This window comes from Paraburkholderia oxyphila NBRC 105797 (genome assembly GCF_000685075.1).
GTDB classification, from domain to species: Bacteria; Pseudomonadota; Gammaproteobacteria; order Burkholderiales; family Burkholderiaceae; genus Paraburkholderia; species Paraburkholderia oxyphila.
The window spans coordinates 72,521-93,528 of record NZ_BAYD01000030.1 but is presented as its reverse complement, the minus strand read 5'-3'; the positions used below and the strand labels follow the sequence as shown (position 1 = coordinate 93,528).

At 66.3% G+C, this 21,008-nt stretch carries 19 protein-coding genes; 12 read left to right on the top strand and 7 right to left on the bottom strand.

The features are described 5' to 3' along the window. Positions 1-53: 53 nt before the first annotated feature. Positions 54-1,016, top strand: a complete 963-nt coding sequence (speB, locus tag BO1_RS20005; protein ID WP_028219077.1) for an agmatinase — start codon at positions 54-56, stop codon at positions 1,014-1,016. Positions 1,017-1,099: 83 nt separating this feature from the next. Here the strand turns inward: speB and BO1_RS20000 are convergent, their stop codons facing one another. After that, entirely contained in the window at positions 1,100-1,543 is a 444-nt protein-coding gene (locus tag BO1_RS20000; RefSeq protein ID WP_028219076.1) for a MarR family winged helix-turn-helix transcriptional regulator, read from the bottom strand. Between the two features lie 154 nt (positions 1,544-1,697). Between BO1_RS20000 and BO1_RS19995 the strand changes: the two genes are divergently transcribed. From BO1_RS19995 to BO1_RS19975, 5 genes are all read left to right on the top strand, one after another. After that, positions 1,698-3,245, top strand: a complete 1,548-nt coding sequence (locus BO1_RS19995) for a DHA2 family efflux MFS transporter permease subunit (RefSeq protein WP_028219075.1) — start codon at positions 1,698-1,700, stop codon at positions 3,243-3,245. Between the two features lie 101 nt (positions 3,246-3,346). Further along, on the top strand, positions 3,347-4,288 hold the full coding sequence (locus tag BO1_RS19990) for an AEC family transporter (RefSeq protein ID WP_028219074.1): 942 nt from the start codon (positions 3,347-3,349) through the stop codon (positions 4,286-4,288). A 412-nt stretch (positions 4,289-4,700) separates the two neighbouring features. After that, positions 4,701-5,435 carry an acetoacetate decarboxylase gene (locus BO1_RS19985; RefSeq protein ID WP_028219073.1) on the top strand — a complete coding sequence of 245 codons (735 nt, stop codon included), beginning with the start codon at positions 4,701-4,703 and terminating at the stop codon, positions 5,433-5,435. A 57-nt stretch (positions 5,436-5,492) separates the two neighbouring features. Then, positions 5,493-6,281, top strand: a complete 789-nt coding sequence (locus tag BO1_RS19980) for a 3-hydroxybutyrate dehydrogenase (RefSeq protein WP_028219072.1) — start codon at positions 5,493-5,495, stop codon at positions 6,279-6,281. Then, positions 6,278-7,501, top strand: a complete 1,224-nt coding sequence (locus BO1_RS19975; protein WP_043285528.1) for a DUF3734 domain-containing protein — start codon at positions 6,278-6,280, stop codon at positions 7,499-7,501. The genes BO1_RS19980 and BO1_RS19975 overlap by 4 nt, the downstream gene beginning before the upstream one ends. Before the next feature lie 54 nt (positions 7,502-7,555). On the opposite strand, the gene BO1_RS19970 is transcribed toward BO1_RS19975, so the two are convergent. The 3 genes from BO1_RS19970 to BO1_RS19960 form a co-directional block, all read right to left on the bottom strand. Continuing rightward, positions 7,556-8,401, bottom strand: a complete 846-nt coding sequence (locus tag BO1_RS19970; protein WP_028219070.1) for a carbohydrate ABC transporter permease — start codon at positions 8,399-8,401, stop codon at positions 7,556-7,558. After that, positions 8,398-9,306 (bottom strand): carbohydrate ABC transporter permease, encoded by a 909-nt coding sequence (locus BO1_RS19965; protein ID WP_028219069.1) that lies wholly within the window; start codon positions 9,304-9,306, stop codon positions 8,398-8,400. Before BO1_RS19965 ends, BO1_RS19970 begins: the two co-directional genes overlap by 4 nt. Positions 9,307-9,545: 239 nt before the next feature. Continuing rightward, complete coding sequence (locus tag BO1_RS19960) at positions 9,546-10,778, bottom strand: ABC transporter substrate-binding protein (protein ID WP_028219068.1); 1,233 nt, start codon at positions 10,776-10,778, stop codon at positions 9,546-9,548. Positions 10,779-11,145: 367 nt separating this feature from the next. On the opposite strand from BO1_RS19960, the gene BO1_RS19955 reads away from it, so the two are divergent. The 3 genes from BO1_RS19955 to BO1_RS19945 all read left to right on the top strand — a co-directional run bounded on the left by BO1_RS19955 (position 11,146) and on the right by BO1_RS19945 (position 14,027). Beyond that, a complete protein-coding gene (locus BO1_RS19955; protein ID WP_028219067.1) occupies positions 11,146-11,919 on the top strand; it encodes an SDR family oxidoreductase in 774 nt (257 codons plus the stop codon). Between the two features lie 88 nt (positions 11,920-12,007). After that, positions 12,008-13,072: an ABC transporter ATP-binding protein gene (locus BO1_RS19950; protein WP_028219066.1), complete on the top strand. Its 1,065-nt coding sequence runs from the start codon at positions 12,008-12,010 to the stop codon at positions 13,070-13,072. An 85-nt stretch (positions 13,073-13,157) separates the two neighbouring features. Then, complete coding sequence (locus BO1_RS19945) at positions 13,158-14,027, top strand: MurR/RpiR family transcriptional regulator (RefSeq protein WP_028219065.1); 870 nt, start codon at positions 13,158-13,160, stop codon at positions 14,025-14,027. 34 nt (positions 14,028-14,061) lie between these two features. Here the strand turns inward: BO1_RS19945 and BO1_RS19940 are convergent, their stop codons facing one another. The 3 genes from BO1_RS19940 to BO1_RS19930 form a co-directional block, all read right to left on the bottom strand. Next, positions 14,062-15,513: a cytochrome P450 gene (locus BO1_RS19940; protein ID WP_028219064.1), complete on the bottom strand. Its 1,452-nt coding sequence runs from the start codon at positions 15,511-15,513 to the stop codon at positions 14,062-14,064. A 130-nt stretch (positions 15,514-15,643) separates the two neighbouring features. Further along, positions 15,644-16,522, bottom strand: coding sequence for an IclR family transcriptional regulator (locus tag BO1_RS19935; RefSeq protein ID WP_028219063.1), 879 nt, complete (start codon positions 16,520-16,522; stop codon positions 15,644-15,646). A 10-nt stretch (positions 16,523-16,532) separates the two neighbouring features. Next, a complete protein-coding gene (locus BO1_RS19930) occupies positions 16,533-17,474 on the bottom strand; it encodes an IclR family transcriptional regulator (protein ID WP_028219062.1) in 942 nt (313 codons plus the stop codon). Between the two features lie 268 nt (positions 17,475-17,742). Here BO1_RS19930 and BO1_RS19925 point away from each other — a divergent pair, with 268 nt between their 5' ends. The 3 genes from BO1_RS19925 (at position 17,743) to BO1_RS19915 (ending at position 20,796) form a co-directional block, all read left to right on the top strand. Further along, complete coding sequence (locus BO1_RS19925; protein ID WP_028219061.1) at positions 17,743-18,702, top strand: MBL fold metallo-hydrolase; 960 nt, start codon at positions 17,743-17,745, stop codon at positions 18,700-18,702. A gap of 39 nt (positions 18,703-18,741) precedes the next feature. Beyond that, positions 18,742-20,463 carry an FAD-dependent oxidoreductase gene (locus BO1_RS19920; protein ID WP_028219060.1) on the top strand — a complete coding sequence of 574 codons (1,722 nt, stop codon included), beginning with the start codon at positions 18,742-18,744 and terminating at the stop codon, positions 20,461-20,463. A 102-nt stretch (positions 20,464-20,565) separates the two neighbouring features. Continuing rightward, a complete protein-coding gene (locus tag BO1_RS19915) occupies positions 20,566-20,796 on the top strand; it encodes a DUF2783 domain-containing protein (RefSeq protein WP_156992326.1) in 231 nt (76 codons plus the stop codon). Positions 20,797-21,008 lie beyond the last annotated feature (212 nt).

Sequence of the window (21,008 nt, the reverse complement as noted above, 5' to 3'; positions counted from 1 at the left end):
CCGTCCACTGCGGCGTGCGTGTCTCGCCGCGGTTTTTCCTATCGGGTCAATGCATGTCGGACATTCTTCACGGCGACGGCGCTATCCGCCGCCCAACGCTATACGGCTCCTCCATCGAGAACACCTACGCAGGCGTGCTGTCGTTCATGCGCCGCAACTACACGCGCGATCTCAATGGCGTAGACGTGGCGATCTCGGGCGTGCCGCTCGACCTCGCCACGACCTTCCGCTCGGGCGCGCGTCTCGGCCCGTCCGCGGTGCGTGCCGCGAGCGTGCAGATTGCGGAACTGCATCCGTATCCGTGGGGGTTCGATCCATTCGAGGCGCTGGCGGTGGCCGACTACGGCGACTGCTGGTTCGATGCGCACAATCCGTTGACCATCAAGCCCGCGATCGTCGAGCATGCGCGCACGATTTTGCGCTCCGGCGCGAAGATGCTCACGTTCGGCGGCGACCATTTCATCACGTATCCGCTTTTGATCGCTCACGCCGAGAAGTACGGCAAGCCGCTCTCGCTGATTCACTTCGACGCGCACTGCGATACCTGGCCCGACGATCATCCGGAGAGCCTCAATCACGGCACGATGTTCTACAAGGCTGTGAAGGAGGGGCTCATCGATCCGAAGACCTCGGTGCAGGTGGGCATACGCACATGGAACGACGATTTTCTCGGCATCAACGTGCTCGACGCGCCGTGGGTGTACGAGAACGGCCCGCGCGCGGCGTGCGAGCGCATTCTGGAGATCGTGGGCGAGCGGCCCGCCTATCTCACGTTCGATATCGATTGCCTGGATCCGGCGTTCGCGCCGGGCACCGGCACGCCGGTGCCCGGCGGGCTGTCCTCGGCGCAGGCGCTCGCGATCGTGCGCGGCCTGGAAGCGGTGAACCTGGTGGGCGCGGACGTGGTGGAAGTGGCGCCCGCCTACGATCAGAGCGAGATCACGGCGCTCGCCGCCGCGCATCTCGCCTGCGATCTGCTATGCCTGTGGCGCCAGCGCAAGGTGGCCGGCAAGTGACGCGGCAAGCTCGCACGCAAGAGCATCAGCAAAAGCGGCACCTGTAAAGGCGGCACCTGTACAAACGGCGCACGAGCGCAAGATCAGCGCTCGACGAGCGCGCCCAGGTTGGCGCGCACGCGCTGAAGCATCTGGCCGAACTGCTCGGCTTCTTCGGGCGTGAAGCCGGCCAGCGCTTCCGCCTGCACTTCGTCGCCCACGCGGCGCGCGCCGCCCAGCACGCCCTCGGCCTTCGGCGTGAGGCTCACCAGCAATTCCCGGCGGTCGCCGGGATTGGGCGTGCGCACGACCCAGCCGCCTTCTTCCATTCGCTCCAGCAATCTGCCGGCGGAGATCGGCGCGACTTCGAGCCGTTCTGCAAGGCTCGCCTGGTTCATGTCGCCGTAATGCGCAAGGTACGCGATCATGCGGCACTGCGCGCGCGTGAGTTCGAGCGACGACTTCGCAAGCTCGTCGTAACGTTTGCCATACAGGCGGCCCACGTCGACGACCAGGAAGCCGAAGCGCTTTTCGAGGTCGGTAGTCATCGCGCGATTATACGGGGGCCCCGCGCCGCCTGGCCCGTGAGCGGCACGCAATGGCCCGCAGCGGCATGCCCGTTTTTCCGGATTGCGCCAGCTCGAGCGAGTCGTATAATAAGCAGGCTTACTATTATTTCCCCACGCATCGCCCGAACTCACGATGACCGCAGTCTCGCACGGCACAGCCTCGCAGCGTGGGGCCGTGCCGCTCAATCGCGGCATGATCACGTTGTCGATCATGCTCGCCACGCTGATGCAGACGCTCGACAGCACGATCGCCAATGTGGCCCTGCCGCATATGCAGGGCACGCTTTCGGCGTCGCAGGACGAGATCACGTGGGTGCTCACCTCGTACATCGTCGCGGCGGCTATCGCCACGCCGCTCACGGGGTGGTTTGCCGACCGCTTCGGCGTGAAGCCGCTGCTCGGCGTGGCCATTGCGGGCTTCACGGTGGCCTCGGCGCTGTGCGGGCTATCGGAGACGCTGGGCGAAATCGTCGGCTCGCGGCTGTTGCAGGGCGTATTCGGCGCGTCGCTCGTGCCGCTCTCGCAGTCCATCCTGCTCGACATCAATCCGCGCGAGCGCCAGGGCCAGGCCATGGCGGTCTGGGGCATGGGCGTGATGGTGGGCCCCGTGCTGGGCCCCACGCTCGGCGGCTGGCTCACGGACAGCTACAACTGGCGCTGGGTGTTCTTCATCAACGTGCCGATCGGCGCGTTCGCGTTCTTCGGTGTGTCCACCTTCATGCCCTCGCGCGCGCCGCGCCGCGAGACGCGCTTCGACGTGTTCGGCTTCGCCACGTTGGCGCTGGCCATCGGCGCGCTGCAGGCCTTGCTCGACCGCGGCGAGCAACTCGACTGGTTCGGCTCGCTCGAAATCCGCATCGAAGCGCTCATGGCCGCGCTGGCGTTCGCGTTCTTCATCGTGCACACGGCCACTTCGGGCCCTAATACCTTCTTTCGCTATCAGCTGCTCAAGGACCGCAATTTCGCCACGGGCACGCTCTTCATTTTCGTGATCGGCGCGGTGCTCTACGCCACGCGCGCGCTCTTGCCGCCCATGCTGCAGAACCTCATGGGCTACCCGGTGGCGACCACCGGCCTCGTCACCGCGCCCAGTGGCGCGGGCACCATGCTGGCCATGCTGATCGCGGGGCGCCTGCTCAAGCACGTGGACGCGCGCGCCATGCTGCTGTTCGGCTTCGTGGTGTCCGCCTATGCGCTGTGGCAGATGATGCAGTACACGCTCGTGCTCTCGGCCTCGGATATCGTCTGGCCCGGCGTGGTGCAGGGCTTCGGGCTCGGCTTCGTGTTCGTGCCGCTTTCCACGCTGACGTTCTCGACGCTCACGCCGCAGTTGCGCGCGGACGGCACGGCCACCTACAGCCTGATGCGCAACATCGGCAGCAGTATCGGCATTTCCATCGTGCAGACCTTCGTCACGCGCGGCACGCAGATCGCGCATTCGGATCTCGCCGCGCACATCACGCCGTTCAACCCCGCGGTCCAGCCGATGCTCGCAGCCGGATCGCGGTACGATCTTGCCGTGCTCAACCAGTCGATCACGCAGCAAGCGCAGATGATTGCGTATCTGAACGACTTCAAGATGATGTTCGTTGCGACGCTGCTCGTGATTCCGCTACTCGTGCTGATCCGGCCTTCGTCGGGGAGCGGGGCGGTCGACGCGAGCCACGCGGCGATGGACTGACCTCCAGCGCTTTCTTCGTTCATCGTTCGCGCGGGGCATAGTCTGCGCCCGTCCGCGCGACGCTGCACGGCATGCCCGCGCGTTTCACTCACGCTCACCCGATGCTTTCCGCTGTCTCGATCCTGCTGCCCGTCTTCGGCCTCATCTTCGCTGGCTTCGCTTGCCGCCGTTTCGGCGTGCTCGGCCCCACGGCCGCCTCGGAGCTGAACCGCTTCGTGGTGTGGCTCGCGCTGCCCGCACTGCTCTTCGATATCCTTGCGCACGCAACGTGGCGCGAACTCTTTCAACCGGCTTTCGTTGCAGCGTTCGGCGTCGCGGGGATGACTGTGTTCGCGGCCGTGGTGGGCGTGCGGTGCTTTCTCGGGCGTCCTCTGGCCGATGCCAGCATCGACGGGCTCGCCGCCGCGTATCCAAACACGGGCTACGTGGGCTTTCCGCTGTGCATGATCGCGTTCGGGCCGTCGAGCCTCACGCCCACGACCATTGCGACGATACTCGTGGTGTGCGTGCTGTTCGCGCTCGCCATCGTGCTGATCGAGACGGGCCTGCAAAGCGAGCGCCGCCCGCACCGGCTGCTCATCAAGGTGGTGCGCTCGCTCATGCGCAATCCGCTGCTCGTCGCGCCCGCGCTGGGCGCGATCGTATCGGGCACCCATCTCACGCTGCCCGCGAGCGCGGAGACGTTCCTCAAGCTGCTGGGCGGCGCCGCGAGCCCTTGCGCGCTCGTGAGTCTCGGCCTCTTTCTCGCCGAGCGCCGCGCCAAAGGCGACGCGCCGCCCGAGTCGTCGTGGTGGATCACGCTCACGAAGCTCGTGGCGCAGCCGGCGCTGACAGGGTGGCTTGCCGCGCGCGTGTTCGCGCTGCCCGATCAGCTCGTGGAGATCGCGGTGCTGCTAGCGGCGCTCCCCACCGGCACCGGGCCGTTCATGCTCGCGGAGTACTACCGGCGCGAGGCGCACGTGACCTCGCGCACGATCCTGCACTCGACACTGGGCTCGCTCGTCACGCTCACGCTGATCCTGCTGCATCTGCATCACGGCTGACGCTGCGGGCGCGGGGCGATTGCCTCGAGTGCCGAGCGCAAGGCGACGGCACGATGCTTGAGGCAAGCCGTGCACAATTGCAAGCTACATGTAATGCATGGCGTTGGCTTGTGCTTTCCTGCAAGCGGGCGGTTCCGTTGCCGCGCTGCGCGCATTGCTTTTCCAAAATATGGTTTAATCATTCTCAAAGATCGCTTGAGTATCGGCGCATCGTCCGACGTTCGGCGCATATACTTTTTGCCGAGATGCCGTTTCCTCGGATAACGTAGTTTCTTTCTTCCCGGTTGTCTCTCCTCGAATGGCGTCCCGCTCGCCGGGCTGCCGTTGTCCACGTGCTTGACCCTCTGCGTCAAGCAATTCGCAATCCGAAATGTTGTGCAAGCATTTCTTGCAACGTTCACCGAGGCTTCATATGAAAGACATACAATCCCGCGCTTTCGCGATGCCGTTCACCAACCCCGCTTTTCCGCCGGGGCCCTACAAGTTCGTCAATCGCGAGTTCCTGATCATCACGTATCGCACCGATCTCGAACGCTTGCGCAAGGTCGTGCCCGAGCCGCTCGAGGTCACGGAGCCGCTCGTGAGCTATGAGTTCATCCGCATGCCGGACTCGACCGGCTTCGGCGACTACACCGAAAGCGGCCAGGTCATCCCGGTGATGTACGAGGGCCAGCCCGGCAGCTACACGCACTCGATGTACCTCGACGACCATCCGCCGATTGCCGGCGGCCGCGAGCTGTGGGGCTTCCCCAAGAAGCTCGCTACGCCCCAGCTTGCGCCGCATTCCGACACGCTGGTCGGCACGCTCGACTACGGCCCGGTGCGCATCGCCACCGGCACGATGGGCTACAAGCATCGCGAGCTCGACCTGGCGGAGCAGGCGCGGCGGCTCGCGGGGCCCAACTATCTGCTCAAGATCGTGCCGCACGTGGACGGCTCGCCGCGCGTGTGCGAGCTGGTGCGCTACTACATGAAGGACATCGTGCTGAAGGGCGCGTGGACGGGGCCGGCCGCGTTGCATCTGATCCCGCATGCGCTCGCACCCGTCGCCGACCTCCCGGTGCTCGAGATCGTCGAGGCGCGGCATCTGCTCGCGGACCTCACGCTCGGCCTCGGCGAAGTCGTGCACGACTACCTCGCGCAATAAGCGCCGCACAGTTCCAGCCAATTCCCTCCATTCCTACTCAAGCAAAGCGGAAACAACATGATGAAGAAGCTAGAAGGCAAGACTGCAGTGATTACCGGCGCGGCCAGCGGGATCGGCAAGGAGATCGCCCTGACGCTCGCCGCGCAGGGCGCAGCGGTCGCCATTGCCGACCTCAACGCCGCTGGCGCGCAGGCCGTCGCGGACGAGATCAAGCGCGCGGGCGGCAAGGCCATGGGCATTGCCATGGACGTGACCAGCGAAGAAGCCGTCAACGAGGGCATCGATCAGGTGGTGGCCTCGTTCGGCGCGCTCGACATCCTCGTTTCGAACGCCGGCATCCAGATCGTCAATCCGATTGAAAACTACGCGTTCTCCGACTGGAAGAAGATGCAGGCCATTCACGTGGACGGCGCTTTCCTCACCACCAAGGCGGCGCTCAAGCACATGTACAAGGACGATCGCGGCGGCGTCGTGATCTACATGGGCTCGGTGCACTCGCACGAGGCTTCGCCGCTGAAGTCGGCGTATGTCGCGGCCAAGCATGCGCTGCTCGGTCTCGCGCGCGTGCTCGCGAAGGAAGGCGGCAAGCACAACGTGCGTTCGCACGTGGTTTGTCCGGGCTTCGTGCGCACGCCGCTGGTGGAAAAGCAGATTCCCGAGCAGGCGAAGGAGCTGGGCATCCCGGAAGAGGAAGTGGTCAAGAAGGTGATGCTGGGCGGCACCGTGGACGGCATTTTCACGACGGTCGAAGACGTGGCGCAGACGGTGCTGTTCCTCTCCGCCTTCCCGAGCGCGGCCCTCACTGGCCAGTCGTTCGTGGTGAGCCACGGCTGGTTCATGCAATGAGCGAGCTCGACAACGCCGAGCGGTCCGCGCCTGCCGGGCGCGGCAAGGCCAGGTCCGGGGCCGTGCGCGCTCATCACGCGCGCAGCCTCGACTATGAGACGGTGGCGCTGGTCCTGCAGGGCGGCGGCGCGCTGGGCGCGTATCAGGCCGGCGTGCTGGAGGGGCTGGAAGAGGCGCGCATTCCGCTGAACTGGGTCGCGGGGATTTCGATTGGCGCGCTCAACACGGCCATCATTGCCGGCAACGAGCCCGCCATGCGCGTCTCGCGGCTACGCGAGTTCTGGGAGACGATCTGCAAGCCGGGCTTCACCCCGGCGATGCCTGCCCCGTTCGAACACGCGCTATTCATGGCGTCCGACGCAACACGGTCGATGCTGACGGCGTTTCAGGCCGCGAGCGCCGCCGCGCAGGGGCAGAACGGCTTCTTTGCGCCGCGCGTGCCGGCACCGCTGCCCTGGCTCACGAACGCGCCGGACCGGGTCAGCTGGTACGACACCACACCGCTCAAGGCCACGCTCGAGCGGTTTTGCGATTTCGAGCGGATCAATTCCGGCGAGACGCGGGTGTCGGTGGGCGCGGTGAACGTCGCGACCGGGAACTTCGTCTATTTCGACAACACGCGCACGACACTGCGCGCCGAGCATTTCATCGCTTCGGGCGCGCTGCCGCCGGGCTTCGCGCCGGTCGAAATCGACGGCGAGTTCTTCTGGGACGGTGGCGTGGTGTCGAATACGCCGTTGCACGAGGTCCTCAGCGCGTCGCCACGCCGAGACACGCTGGTGTTCCAGGTGGATCTCTGGTCCGCGCGCGGGCCCGTGCCGCAGACGCTCGAAAACGTGGGCACGCGCGTGAAGGACATTCAGTACTCGAGTCGCACGCGCCTCGTCACCGACATGCTGCAACGCGAGCAGCGCTACCGGCACCTGTTGCGCGAGTTGCTCGAGCGCGTGCCCGAGGCCGTGCGCGAAGGCGACCACCTCTGCAAGGTGGTCGAGGACCTCGCTTGCGGCAAGCGCTACAACGTGCTGCAACTGATTTACCAGCAGCAGAAGTTCGAGCGCGGCGACAAGGACTACCAGTTCGGCAGAACCACCATGCAGAGTCACTGGGACGCCGGGCTGACGGATATCCGCCGCACCCTCAGCCACGACACCTGGCTCGATTTGCCCAGCAATCAAACGGGCTTTGTCACGCACGATATCCATCGCGTCAGCGACTAGCCGGAACGGCGCCGGCGTTCGCGCCGGCGTCGCTTCACATGCGCGGGTGAGCGCTTACTTCACGGCCCCGAGCGCGAGCCCCTTCACCATATAGCGCTGCAGCCACGCGAACACCACCGAGACCGGCAGCGTGGCCGCGAGCGTGGCCGCCATCACGAGTTCCCATTCCACGGTGTATTTGCCGGCCACCATGTCGGTGACCTGCACGGTGAGCGTCTTGTTCTCGGGCGAGCGGATCAGCGTATAGACCACCGCAAACTCGTTCCACGCGCTGATGAACGTGAAGATCGCCGTCACCACCACGGCGGGCACCGCGAGCGGCAGAAACACGCGCAGCACGGCGCCGCTGCGGCTGCAGCCTTCGAGCCATGCCGACTCTTCGAGGTCGCGCGGCACGGTCTGGAAATACGACGAGAGCATCCACACCGCGAATGCAATGTTGAACGCCGCATACGAGATGATCACGCCGATCTTCGAATCGACGAGATTGCCGTCGCCATACGGAATCATCGCCGCGAGCCGGAACAGGCCCACCACCAGCAGGATGGGCGAGAGCATCTGCGTGACGAGCAGGAATTGCCGGTAGAGCCCGCGCCCGCGAAACGGAAAGCGCGCGAGCGCGTAGGCGGCGGGCAGGCTCACGGCCAGCGCGAGCGCCGTGGAAAGGCACGAGATCACGATGCTGTTGCGCAGCGCGACGCCGAAGTTCGCGGCCTGCCACATGTCGACATAGTTTTCCCAGCGCCAGTGCATGGGCAGCCAGCGTGCCGGATAGACGAACACCTCGGAGGCGGGCTTGAGCGAGGTGAAGAACATCACCGCGAACGGGAACAGCACGGCCACCACGAGCGGCGAAAGCGCGAGCCAGCACCAGAGCGAGCGTTTGAGCTTGCGGTTCATGCGAGGTCTCCTTCCGCGCCGCCGCCGCGCTTTGCCTGCACGCGCAGGTAGGCCACCGAGAATGCAAACAGGATCACGAGCATGATCAGCGAGACTGCAGCGGCTTCGCCGGGCCGGCCGAGCCGGAAGCCCAGCTCGTAGAGGTAGGTCACGAGGATGTGCGTGCTGTCGTCGGGGCCGCCTTGCGTCATCACCCAGATGATCGGGAACGAGTTGAACACGTAGATCACGTTGAGCAGGATCGCCATGTTGATGAAGGGCTTGAGCAGCGGCAGCGTGAGCTGGCGGAACTGCTGCCAGGCGCTCGCGCCGTCGATGCGCGCGGCTTCGTAGATGTCGCCGGGCACCGAGGAGAGGCCGCCCAGCAGGATCGTCGTGGTGAACGGGATCGACACGAGTATGCCCACGGCAATTTCGACCGGGAATGCGTATTGGGGTGTGGCGAGCCAGTGGATCGGCCCTGAGATCATGCCCAGCCGCTGCAGCGTGACGTTGACCATGCCGTAGTCGTCGTTGAAGGCCCAGCGCCAGACCACGGCGGTCATGGTGAGCGAGACCGACCACGGCAGCATGACGATCGTGCGGGCAATGCCACGTCCGTAGAAGTCCTGATTGAGTATCAGCGCGACCGGAACCGAGATCGCCACGGTGCCCACCACAACGCAGAATGTCCAGATCAAGGTGTTCTGGAGCGCGCTCAGGAACACCGGGTCGGCGAACACGTTATAGAAGTTCTGCAAGCCGCTGAAGCCGCGAATCTGACCGAAGCGCGAGACATCGTGCAGCGACTGGTACACGATGTTGAAGATCGGGTAGCTGATGATGAACAGCGCCAGCGCGAGGCTTGGCACGATCAGGAGCCAGGGGGCGCGGGGCACGGCGACAGCACGTTGTGAGCGGCTCATGCGGTTCCTGGCGCGGGTGGGGGCGGGCGCTTCGCCGGTCGCCGGACCGGCTGGCGGCGTTTGCTTCAGGGGACCCATAGTCATGGCGTGGAGCGTCCGGTGTTGCGGTCGTTACATGGGCGAACCGGCGCGCCGCGTAGCGATCACTATGCTACGCCACGCGCCGGTTCTTGCGGCGATAAAGCGCCTGCCTGATGACGAAAAGGCTGACGCAAAAACCGCCGAAAAGGCAGCCGCGCTTACTTGCCGAGCGACTTGTTGGCTTCGGCGGCGGCCTGGTTCAGCGCGTCGGCGGGCTTGGCCTTGCCGAGGTAGATCGACTGCATCGCGTTGGTCACGGCCTTGGCGGTGTCTTCCCAGCCCGTCACGGTCGGCGCGAAACGCGCGTGCGGCAGCAGCGCGACGAACGCCTTCGTATCCGGATCCTGGAACGCCGGGTCGGTGGCTTCAGCCTTCGTCGTCGGCAGGAAGCCTTCGGTGCTCGTGAACTCCACGCGCGGTTGCTTGGTGAACAGGAAGTCGAGGAACTTCCAGGCGCTCTTCTTCACCTTCGAGTTCTTGAACATCATGATCGAGTCCGTGACCGCATAGGTCGCGGGCGTCGTGCCCACCGGGATCGGGTCGATGCCGTACTTGATGTTCGGTGCTTCCTTCTTGAGCTGCTTGGCAAGGAACGGCGCCGAGATCATCATCGCCACGCGGCCCTGCTTGAAGAGGTTCTGCACGTCTTCGCGGCTGTAGCCCGTCACGCCCGGCTCCGTGAGCCCTTCGTCGATCATGGTCTTGTAGAGCGTGGCGGCCTTCACGCCGGCCGGCGAATTGAACGCGGCCTTGCCGTCCTTGCCCACCACTTCGCCGCCGTTGGTCCACAGCGCGTAGTAGAAGTACACGTCGGTTTCGATTTCCTTGCCCTGCAGGCCGAAGCCCGCGATGCCCTTGGCCTTGAGCTTCTTCGACGCCTCGATCACGTCGTTCCAGGTCTTCGGACCGTTCGGATAGCCAACCGAAGCGAGCATGTCCTTGTTGTAGTAGAGCGCGCGCGCGGAAGCGGCGATCGGCAGGCCGTAGATCTTGCCGTTGATCTCGCCGGGCGCGAGGAACGGGCCGATGAAGCGGCTCTTGAAGTTCGCATCCATGTAGGGATCGAGCGGCTCGGCGATGTCGTCCTTCACGAAGTCGAGCAGCCAGCGCGTGCCGATGATCGCGAGGTCGGCGTTTGCGCCGCCGGAGATGTCCGTTTGCAGCTTCTGTTGCAGCGAGTCCCAGTTCACGTCTTCGATCTTGATCGTGGTGCCGGGATTGGCGGCTTCGAATTCCTTGGCCATCTTCTCGAAGTACGGGGCCGTGGCGTCGCTGTAGTGGGCGACGGTCACGCGGACCGTGTCGGCGTGCGCCGCAATGGTGACGCCTGCGAACGTGAGCGCGACGGCGAGCTTGCCGAGCGTGATGGATGCACGTGCCTTAAACGCCATTCTCTGTCTCCTGTGTTGACGGGAACGGGTGCAGCGCACCGCGTCCCATCCCATGCGGGGTGGTTGCTGGTTGGTTTTTCGGTTCTTGCCGCCGCCGTCGCCCGGCCATCGGATTGTTCGTATTGCGTTGTTTGAAAAAATCCTACAGGATGAAAAAAATGTTGTCACCTGGGAAACGCGAGATTGTTTTGGGCACCTGAAATTGCCTAACATGCTGTAACGCAGGGGGAATTCATGCGGCATCGCAGCAGCGGGCCGTGCGTGTAAACCCGCAGCCAAGGTCGCACGAAATACCACTATGTAGGAAATTTACAGATCGGCCGCTGGTGCCGGCCGGGTCTTTCGAATCATTCGCGGAGAGTCGACGATGAGCCGGGTGGTGCTGGTGACGGGCGCGTGCGGCGGCATTGGCCGTGCGCTGTGCAAGCGATTTCACGAGGCTGGCGATACGGTGCTCGCGCTCGACCGCGACGCGTCGGGTGTGCAGGCGCTGGCGGACGAGCTGGGCGCCGCGCGCCTCGAAGCCCTGGCCGCCGACGTGAGCGATCAGGCTGCAGTGGCAGACGCGGTGGCGCGCGCCGTGGCCGCGCGCGGTCCGGTGGACGTGGCCGTGGCCAACGCGGGCGGCGCGCTCGGCACGACGCTCGCGCACACCGACGCCGCGAGCTGGCGGCGCGACGTCGACCTGAACCTGAACGGCACCTACTACACGGTCGAGTCCGTGCGCGCCTCGATGATCGAGCGCGGGCGCGGCGTGCTCGTGCTGATCGGCTCGGTCAACGGGCTCGCCGCGCTGGGCCACCCCGCGTATAGCGCGGCGAAGGCGGGGCTCGTGAGCTACACGAAGGCGCTGGCCATGGAGCTCGGGCCGCATGGCATCCGCGCGAACATCGTGTGCCCCGGCACCGTGAAGACGCCCGCCTGGCACACGCGTGTGACGCAGCATCCGCAGATCTTCGAAGAACTAAAGAAATGGTACCCGCTCGGCGACGTGGCCACGCCCGAGGACATCGCCGACGCCGTGCAGTTTCTCGCCTCGCCGCAGGCGCGCGTGATCACCGGCGTGGCGCTGCCGGTGGACGCGGGCCTCATGGCGGGCAACCGGCTGATGGCGAACGAGCTCACGCTCGATCCGTTCTGAAGCGCGAACCCAAGCGCGCGCAGCGAAGATGGGAAGCGCACGCAGCAAAACACACGCACGGCAAGCAACGACAGCCCACGAGGACAGCATGGCAGCGGTACAACTGAACGGCATCTACAAGCGCTACGGCGACACCCAGGTCGTGCACGGCGTGGACCTCGACATCGCGGACGGCGAATTCGTCGTGCTGGTCGGGCCTTCGGGTTGCGGCAAGACCACGCTCATGCGCATGATCGCGGGCCTCGAAGACATCAGCGGCGGCGACCTCACCATCGGCGGCACGCGCGCGAACACGCTGCCGCCGCAGCAGCGCAATGTCTCGATGGTGTTCCAGAGCTACGCGCTTTATCCGCATCTCTCGGTCTACGACAACATCGCGTTCGGGCCGCGCATCCGCAAGGAGCGCGAAGACGGCTTCAAACCGCGCATCGAGGCCGCGGCGAAGATGCTGAACCTGTCGAGCTATCTCGACCGCTTGCCGCGCGCGCTCTCGGGCGGCCAGCGCCAGCGCGTCGCGATGGGGCGCGCCGTGGTGCGCGAGCCTTCGCTGTTTCTCTTCGACGAACCGCTCTCGAATCTCGACGCCAAGCTGCGCGTGCAGATGCGCACGGAAATCAAGGCGCTGCATCAGCGCCTGCGCAACACGGTGGTGTACGTCACGCACGACCAGATCGAGGCGATGACCATGGCCGACCGCATCGTGGTCATGAATTCGGGGCGCATCGAGCAGATTGGCAAGCCGCTCGATCTCTACGACAAGCCGGGCAATCTGTTCGTGGCGAGCTTTCTGGGCTCGCCTTCGATGAATTTCGCCTCGGGCAGCGTGATGAGCGACGCGCGCGGCACGGCGCTCGTGCTCGAGGACGGCGTGCGCATCGCCGTTCCAGAGGGCCGCGCGCCAGCGGGGGCGCGCGTGACGCTCGGCATCCGCCCCGAGCACATCGAAACGCAGGGCGGCGACGTGCCGTTCAACGTCGAGGTCATCGAGCCGACTGGCGCGGAGACCCACTTGTACGGGAAAATAGGCGGCACGACATGGTGCGTCACGACGCGCGCGCGACCCGGCATCGAACCGGGGCAGCGCATGACGCTGGGTCTGCCACTCGCGCACCTGCATCTGTTCGACACCGAAAGCGGCAAGCGGCTCGATTGACGGTCTGAACATGGGTGCCAAGCGTCGGGCCTGGCGTGACGATCGTGACCCTTGCACCTTCCACGGCTCATCCACGGAAAACAGCTTGCCGGTCTCCAACCTGATCCATCACATCCGCAACGTAGCGGAGTCGCTGCGGCCCGCCGAACGCAAGGTCGCGGAGATGGTGCTCGCCGACATCGACTTCGCGATGCGCGCGAGCATCACCGAGCTCGCGCTGCGTGCCGAGGTGTCCGAGCCTTCGGTCACGCGCTTTTGCCGCGCGGTGGGCGCACACGGGCTGCGCGACTTCAAGATGCGGCTCGCGCAGAGCGCGGCCGGCGGCATGCCGTTTGCCGCGGCGCGGGAAGTGGCGTGCGGCGACCTCACGCAGGTGGGCACGCTGCTCGACAGCGTGGCGGAGCAGGTGGTGCAGGGCGTGAAGCACGCGCGCGCCTCGCTCGATCCGGCCGTGTTCGAGGCGGCGGTGGCGGCGCTCGGCAGCGCGCGGCGCGTCTACTTCTTCGGCGTGGGTGCGGGCTCGGGGCTCGTGGCGCAAGATGCGGCGCTGCGCCTGTTGCGTCTGGACATTGCGGCGAGTGCGTTTACGGACGCGCATTTGCAGCGTCTTTATGCCGGCTTGCTTGAACCTGGCGACGTGGCGTTCGCGATCTCGCAGTCGGGTCGCAGCGTGGAGGTCAACGAGAGCATCCAGATTGCCAAGGAGCGCGGCGCGACCACCATCGCGCTCACGAATGCGGGCTCGCGGCTCGCATGGGTGGTCGATATCCCGCTGCTCTTGCGTGTGCCGGTTTCGGAAGCGCCTCAAGCGCCGGGCGTGTCGCGCATCGCGCATCTCGCGGTGGTCGACGCGCTGGCGATGGGCGTGGCGCTCGGGCTCGGGCCGAAGACGCTCGAAAAGATGCGCGACGCGCAGGCGCGCGGTGGGTCGGATGGTGTGGAAGTGAAGGAGTAAGCGGCTCGCGGCACCGGGGCTAGCGTGCGGCTGCCTATCGTTGACGCTTCGCGAGCCTCACCGGCATGGTGTCCGGCACCATCGTGAACTGCGAGATCTCATTGATCTTCGCCGGATCGATGGCCATCTCGATCTCGAACTCGTTCATCAGCATGGAAAGCGCGAGGCGCATCTCCACCGTCGCGAGATGGCGCCCCGGGCACACACGCGGCCCCGCGCCGAACTGCAGATACGCGCGCACGTCATGCGGGCCGCTCTGGGGCTCGTGCTCACCCTTGCGCATCCAGCGCCACGGATCGTAGCGCTGCGGATCGACGAAGTTCTTCGCATCGACCATCGCGGGCCGCGCCACGAAGAACATGCGCGTGCCCTTGGGCAGGGCCACGCCGTCGAGCACCACGTCTTCGAGCGGCTCGAACGAGTGCACGGCCGCCACGGGGCGCAGGCGCGTCGCCTCGATGCAGATCGCCTCGAAGAGATCGAGCTCCTTGAGCGTGGCGTAGTCCGGGCACACGCTCGCATCGCCCAGCACGCGGTGCGCCTCTGCGCCCAGATGCGTCTGCAGATGCTTGTCCGCCGCGAGATACGGCAACGTCCACGCGATCGAATCGGCCGTGGTGTCCTCGCCCGCGAGCAGAATCGTCAATACGTTCGCGCGGATCTGTGCATCGGTAATCGGCGCGGCGCCGGGTTGCGCGTGGGCTTGCTGCTGTTGCACGAGCATCGCTTCGAGCAGGTTGCGCGGTGTCTCCGCGGGCTCGTCGCGCATGCGCTCGCGGGCGCGCGCCATCATCGCATTCACATGGCGATGCACTTCGGCCAGCGATTGATCGAGCTTGCGGTCCGCAGGCAGCTTGAAGTAGCGCCAATATGGAAAGAGCGCGTTGATACGGCCCATCACGCTCGGCAAGATGCGCTCCAGATGCTCTTGAATCACGCCGTGATCGCGCTCGAGCGTGCGCGGGTCTTCGCCGAACGCGAGCGCGCTCGTCACGTCCACGGTGTAGCGCTTGAGGTCGTCGGTCATCTCGACGGTCTCGCCGCGCTCGGCTGCGCGCAGCCAGCGCGAGCGCAGCCGCCCGGTGATCTCGGCGAGCGTGGGATAGAACGCCTTGATGGTTGGAATCGAGAGCGCCTGCATCACGAGGCGCCGCTGCGGCTCCCACGCCGCGCCCTCCGCGGAGAAGAGCCCGTTGCAGCCCATCTCATCGAGCACCGCTTCGATGGGCTGATAACGCCGGTAGCGGTGCGGGCGTTCGCGCATGATCTGCTGGATCAGCTCGGTGTCGGTCCAGATCGTGATGGGGATGCTGCCCACCTGGAAACGATACGGAGTGCCAAGCTCTGCCGCCCAGCGTTCGAGGATCAGATGCAGCCGCGAAGGCGAGAGCTGCAGCAGATTGCCGACGAGCGGCAGGCCGCGCGGGCAGGGCAGGTCGGCAACCTGGCGCTGCGTCGCGTGGGAACCGGTGGAGGCCGTGCTCATGAGCGCTTCCTTGGGGGCTGCAGGTGGGCTGCCTGGTATTCGCTTTGGGTTTGCTGCTTGTTTGCTTTCCTGCCGCCTGGCTGAAAAGGCCCAGTGGCGCGCTGCCCGGTACCGTGGCGCAGGATGCCGATTATAGCGGCGCGGCCCCCGCCACGTAGCCGAAGCGGCGTGACAGGCGCTCGGCCGCCGCGGCCAGCCGCTGGGCGCTGTCGCCTTCGCTGGCCGTGTCGAAGTTGCCGGACGGCCCCATCAGCGCGAGCACGAGGCACACGCTGCCGGTGTGATCGAACACGGGCGCGGCCACGGTGCTAATGCCGGGGATCGGATTGCCGAGCGCCGTGTCGAGCCGTTGCGCGCGGATCGAGGCAAGGCGTTCGATGTAGCGTGGGTCTTGTGCTGCCTGTTGCGATGGAGACGGCGATTGCGCCGGCGCGCCGGCAAGGCGCAGGCCGTCCTGCGCGAGCAGCTCGGCGCGCACGTCGTCGTCGAGCCAGGCGGCGAACACGCGGCCGATGGCCGTGTTCACGATCGACATGACCGTGCCCGGCCGCAGGCTCACGTGCAAGGGCCGCGGTGATTCTTCGAGCCGCACGACCGTGGGCCCGAGCGGCCCCGGCACCGCGAGCGCCACGCTCATGCCGGTGCTGGCGGCGAGGTCGACGAGTTCGGCGTCGGCTTCGCGCACCGGCGAGAGGCGCGCGAGGCCCAGCAGGCCCAGTTCGAGGCTCAAGGGACCGGCTTCGTAGCGGCCCGCCTCGTCGCGCCCGAGCAGGCCCGTCTTGAGCAGGCTCACCAGATGGGGAAAGGCCTTCGCGCTCGGCATGCCGGCGGCCGCCGCGAGATCGCGCAACGAGAGCGGCGTGCCGGCCGCGACGAGCGCGGCGAGCAGCTCGCCCGTGACATCGAGCGCCTGGATGCCGCGTTGCGGCTTGTCGGCGGATTCCGCCGCAGCGGAGGTTTCGGCGCGGGCGTCGTCCGTGGCGCTGGACGGGGTGCGGGCTCGGGGCATGGTGGCGGGTTCAGTTCGAATCAGATGCAGGGGAAGCCGCAAAGGCGGCTACGGCGATCTCGTGCGCGGCTTCACGCAGCGCGCGCACGAGCGCGCCTGCCGGGCGCACGTCGAGCGAGCCGCTCGCGCCGACGGCCGTGAGCGTGAGGCGCAACGCGCGCTGCGGGTCGAGCACCGGGACGCAGACGCTGCTGACGCCGGGGCTGGGCGCGTCGACGCCGAGCTCGAAGCCGCGCGCGCGGATGGCGTCGAGCGTGGCCGCGAAGTCGCCTGGGAGGTTGTCTGGGAAAGCGGCGTCGCCTTCAGGCGCGGCAGGGTGCTGTTTTGACGCCGCTTTGCCGGCCGCCGCTGCGTTGGCCGCGCCGGGATCTGCCGTGCCGCGCCAGACCGGCTGTGCCGTCTGGTTGGTCCACATCGCGCGCAGCGCGGCCTCGTCGAGGAACGCGCAGAACACGCGGCCCGTGGATGTGTCCGGCAACGACATCACCGTGCCCACGTGCAGGTTCACATGCAGCGGCAGGCTCGCGTGCTCGTAGCGCACGATGGTCGGCCCCTGCGGCCCCGCAATGCACAGCGCGACGCTGCAGTTGTGCGCCTGCGCGAGCGCCGCCGAGCGCGGCACGGCCTCGCGTAGCGCGGGCTCCTGCGCCAGGCGCAGCAGGCCGAGGCGCAGCGCGAGCGGCCCCGCCTCGTAGCGCCCCGAAAGCGCGTCGCGCTTGATCAGGCCGAGCCGCGTGAGGCTTACCAGATAGGCGTGCGCCTGGCTCGACGCGATTTCGGCGCCCGCCGCGAGATCGCTGGGCGCGAGCGGCACGCGGGCGTCGGCGAGCACGCGCAACAGGCGCGCGCCCACTTCCACGCTCTGAATGCCGCGCTGCGTCTTCCCGCCACCGGCGTCCGCGTCGGGCGAACAGGGCTGCGGCGGCCTGGCGGCGTTGCGAGGGGTCTTCACTCGTTGTCCCGGGCTGAAAAAGGGTCCATGTTAACCGAACGGCGCGTGAACACCGGTCATCGGCTGATTTGCATATGGCTAGTGTATTCGCTATTGACAAATAAAAACGGGCGGGCGATCATGGCCTCACCCCGACAAAACAGCGGTTCATTCACATCCAGACGGGGCGAGACAGTCCGGCGGGCGCCGTACGCGCTTCCCGGCACCCGCTGGCGCATGCGCCAGGCCTCGCTCCGGTATTCGCTCCCCAACCGATACGGAGACTCAGATGGCAAAGGCGTTCGCATCGCAGGCCGATCTCGAAGAGAAACAGGTCACCTTCACGCAGCTCTCGGAAAACGCCTACGCGTACACCACGGAAGGCGATCCGAACTCGGGCGTCATCATTGGCGACGACGGCGTGCTGATCGTCGACACCACCGCCACGCCCGCCATGGCGCAGGACCTCATCGCGAAGATCCGCAGCGTCACCGACAAGCCCATCAAATACGTCGTGCTCTCGCACTATCACGCGGTGCGCGTGCTGGGCGCCTCGGCGTATTTCAAGGAAGGCGCGCAGCAGATCATCGCGAGCCGCGGCACCTACGAAATGATCGTCGAGCGCGGCGAAGCCGACATGAAGTCGGAGATCGAGCGCTTCCCGCGCCTCTTCGCGGGCGTGGAGACGGTGCCGGGCCTCACCTGGCCCACGCTCGTGTTCGAGAAGGAAATCACGCTGTTCCTCGGCAAGCTCGAAGTGAAGATCGCGCACCTGGGCTCGGGCCACACGAAGGGCGACACCGTGGTGTGGCTGCCGCAGCAGAAGGTGCTGTTCTCGGGCGACCTCGTGGAATACGACGCGGCTTGCTACTGCGGCGATGCCCAGCTCGAGCAATGGCCCGCCACGCTTGAAGCGCTGCGCTCGCTGGGTGCGGAAAAGCTCGTGCCGGGCCGCGGCCCCGCGCTCGTCACGCCCGATGAAGTGAACAAAGGCCTCGACTATACGAAGGACTTCGTGACGACGCTGCTCGCGCAGGGCCGCAAGGCGGTCGAGCAGAAGCTGGACCTCAAGGACGCGATGGCGCTCACGCGCGAAGCGATGGACCCGAAGTTCGGCCATGTCTTCATCTACGAGCATTGCCTGCCGTTCGATGTGTCGCGCGCCTATGACGAGGCGAGCGGCATCACGCATCCGCGCATCTGGACCGCGCAGCGCGACAAGGAAATGTGGGACGCGCTGCAGGATTGAGGCGGGTGCGGGGGAAGGACATGGACGGGAGACACAAGGATGATCGACTATCAGACGCTGACCTTCGAATACACGCGTTGTAGTGAGCAAAGCCCGGATGCCGCCGCGTGCGTGCGTCCGGTAGTGGTGGTGGGCGCGGGGCCGGTGGGTCTCGCCACGGCGATCGACCTCGCGCAGCACGGCTTGCCCGTGGTGCTCGTGGACGACGACTGCACGCTCTCCACGGGCTCGCGCGCGATCTGCTTTTCGAAGCGCTCGCTCGATATCTTCGACCGGCTCGGCTGCGGCGAGCGCATGGTCGATAAAGGCGTGAGCTGGAACGTGGGCAAGGTGTACCGCAAGGACGAACTGGTCTACACCTTCAACCTGCTGCCGGAAAGCGGACATCACCGGCCCGCGTTCATCAATCTTCAGCAGTACTACGTGGAAGGTTTTCTGCTCGAACGCGCGCAGGCACTGCCCAACCTCGAGATCCGCTGGAAGAACAAGGTGACGGGGATCGCCCAGCGCGGTACGCCGGGCGCGGACAAAGCGGATGAGGCGCACGTGGCGCTCGAGATCGAGACGCCCGATGGTCCGTACGAACTGCTCGCGCGTTACGTGGTGGCGGCGGACGGCTCGCGCAGCCCGGTGCGCAAGCTCATGGGCCTCGACAGCCACGGCCGCACGTTCAAGGACCGCTTCCTGATCGCCGATGTGAAGATGGAAGCCGACTTCCCCACCGAGCGCTGGTTCTGGTTCGATCCGCCGTTCCATCCGAACCAGTCGGTGCTGCTGCATCGACAGCCCGACAACGTCTGGCGCATCGACTTCCAGCTCGGCTGGGACGCCGATCCGGTGCTCGAAAAGACGCCCGAACGCGTGATTCCGCGCGTGCGCGCGCTGCTCGGCCCCGACGTGAAGTTCGAGCTGGAGTGGGTGAGCATCTACACGTTTTCGTGTCTGCGCATGGATAGCTTTCGTCACGGCAATGTGCTGTTCGCGGGCGACTCGGCGCACCTCGTTTCGCCGTTCGGCGCGCGCGGCGCGAATAGCGGCTTCCAGGACGGCGAGAACCTCGCCTGGAAGCTCGCGATGGTGCTGGAGCAGCGCGCCTCCGACGCATTGCTCGACACCTACGCGAGCGAGCGTGAATACGCCGCCGACGAAAACATCCGCAACTCCACGCGCTCGACCGACTTCATCACGCCCAAGAGCGCGGTGAGCCGCGTGTTCCGCGACGCCGTGCTGACCCTCGCGCGCGAGCATGCGTTCGCACGGCAGCTGGTGAACAGCGGGCGGCTTTCGGTGCCCGCGGTGCTGCACGAATCGACGCTCAATACGGCCGATGAAGAGACGTTCGCGGGCCAGATGGTGCCGGGCGCGCCGTGCGCCGATGCGCCGGTGGCCGATGGGCAGGGCGTGCCGCAATGGTTGCTCGCACAGCTCGGCGGGCGCTTCGCGGGGCTGCTGTTCTGCCGCGCGGGTTCCTCGCTCGAAAGCGACACGCGTGCGGCGCTCGATGCGCTTGCGCGAGGCCCGGTGCCGATGCATTTCGTAGCGGTGCTCGATGGCGAGGGTGCTGCGCCAGAGGGCTTGCCGCCGGGCACGGCGGTCGTGCGCGATGCCGAGGGGCTTGCCGCGCAACGCTACGGCGCGCAGGACGGCGCGTTCTATCTGATCCGGCCGGATCAGCACGTGTGCGCACGCTGGCGCCGTGCCGACGCGCCGCGTGTCGAGCGCGCGCTGAAGCGGGCGCTGTGCGTGGCTGGTACGGCTTGATGCGGTGATGCGGTGATGCGAAAGGCGGGCGCACGCGAGGTGTGGCCGCCTTTCGATTTCATCGCGCAGATGACAAGAATTCAGCCTTGCATGGAGACAACGATGCTCAACACTCAACCCAACCTCACGCGCCCTGACGACTTCTACGAGGCGCTTATCGACATGCATCGCGATCTCGACGAGGCGCAGAGTCAGTCGGCCAACGCGCAATTGATTCTGCTGCTCGCGAATCACGTGGGCGACCATGAAGCACTGATGGAGGCGATCCGTTTCGCGCGTGCCGGCGTGGTCGCGCCGCCCGCGAATGGAGCTGTCGGAAAGCTTGCGGCCTGAGCACGCGCTTCATCGACGAAAGCCTTAAGCAACTCAAACATGGCCGGGCGCATCGCTTGCCCAGCCACCATTTCGCGTGATCGCGCTTTTGCGGGCGCAATCGTTTGCGCACGCCGATTTCACCAGCAAACCCATCGCGCGCAACGTTTGCCGCGTGAGTTTGCCATCGACCGGGCCACAACCCCTGCGTGTCGCCTTGCAAACCGATTCAA

Coding starts and splice junctions, on each gene's coding strand:
- BO1_RS20000 (WP_028219076.1), bottom strand. CDS start 1,543: ATGACTACCGACCTCGAAAAGCGCTTCGGCTTCCTGGTCGTCGACGTG.
- BO1_RS19940 (WP_028219064.1), bottom strand. CDS start 15,513: ATGAGCACGGCCTCCACCGGTTCCCACGCGACGCAGCGCCAGGTTGCC.
- BO1_RS19975 (WP_043285528.1), top strand. CDS start 6,278: ATGAGCGAGCTCGACAACGCCGAGCGGTCCGCGCCTGCCGGGCGCGGC.
- BO1_RS19915 (WP_156992326.1), top strand. CDS start 20,566: ATGCTCAACACTCAACCCAACCTCACGCGCCCTGACGACTTCTACGAG.
- BO1_RS19970 (WP_028219070.1), bottom strand. CDS start 8,401: ATGAACCGCAAGCTCAAACGCTCGCTCTGGTGCTGGCTCGCGCTTTCG.
- BO1_RS19985 (WP_028219073.1), top strand. CDS start 4,701: ATGAAAGACATACAATCCCGCGCTTTCGCGATGCCGTTCACCAACCCC.
- BO1_RS19965 (WP_028219069.1), bottom strand. CDS start 9,306: ATGAGCCGCTCACAACGTGCTGTCGCCGTGCCCCGCGCCCCCTGGCTC.
- BO1_RS19980 (WP_028219072.1), top strand. CDS start 5,493: ATGATGAAGAAGCTAGAAGGCAAGACTGCAGTGATTACCGGCGCGGCC.
- BO1_RS19960 (WP_028219068.1), bottom strand. CDS start 10,778: ATGGCGTTTAAGGCACGTGCATCCATCACGCTCGGCAAGCTCGCCGTC.
- BO1_RS19995 (WP_028219075.1), top strand. CDS start 1,698: ATGACCGCAGTCTCGCACGGCACAGCCTCGCAGCGTGGGGCCGTGCCG.
- BO1_RS19950 (WP_028219066.1), top strand. CDS start 12,008: ATGGCAGCGGTACAACTGAACGGCATCTACAAGCGCTACGGCGACACC.
- BO1_RS19955 (WP_028219067.1), top strand. CDS start 11,146: ATGAGCCGGGTGGTGCTGGTGACGGGCGCGTGCGGCGGCATTGGCCGT.
- BO1_RS19935 (WP_028219063.1), bottom strand. CDS start 16,522: ATGCCCCGAGCCCGCACCCCGTCCAGCGCCACGGACGACGCCCGCGCC.
- speB (WP_028219077.1), top strand. CDS start 54: ATGTCGGACATTCTTCACGGCGACGGCGCTATCCGCCGCCCAACGCTA.
- BO1_RS19925 (WP_028219061.1), top strand. CDS start 17,743: ATGGCAAAGGCGTTCGCATCGCAGGCCGATCTCGAAGAGAAACAGGTC.
- BO1_RS19920 (WP_028219060.1), top strand. CDS start 18,742: ATGATCGACTATCAGACGCTGACCTTCGAATACACGCGTTGTAGTGAG.
- BO1_RS19990 (WP_028219074.1), top strand. CDS start 3,347: ATGCTTTCCGCTGTCTCGATCCTGCTGCCCGTCTTCGGCCTCATCTTC.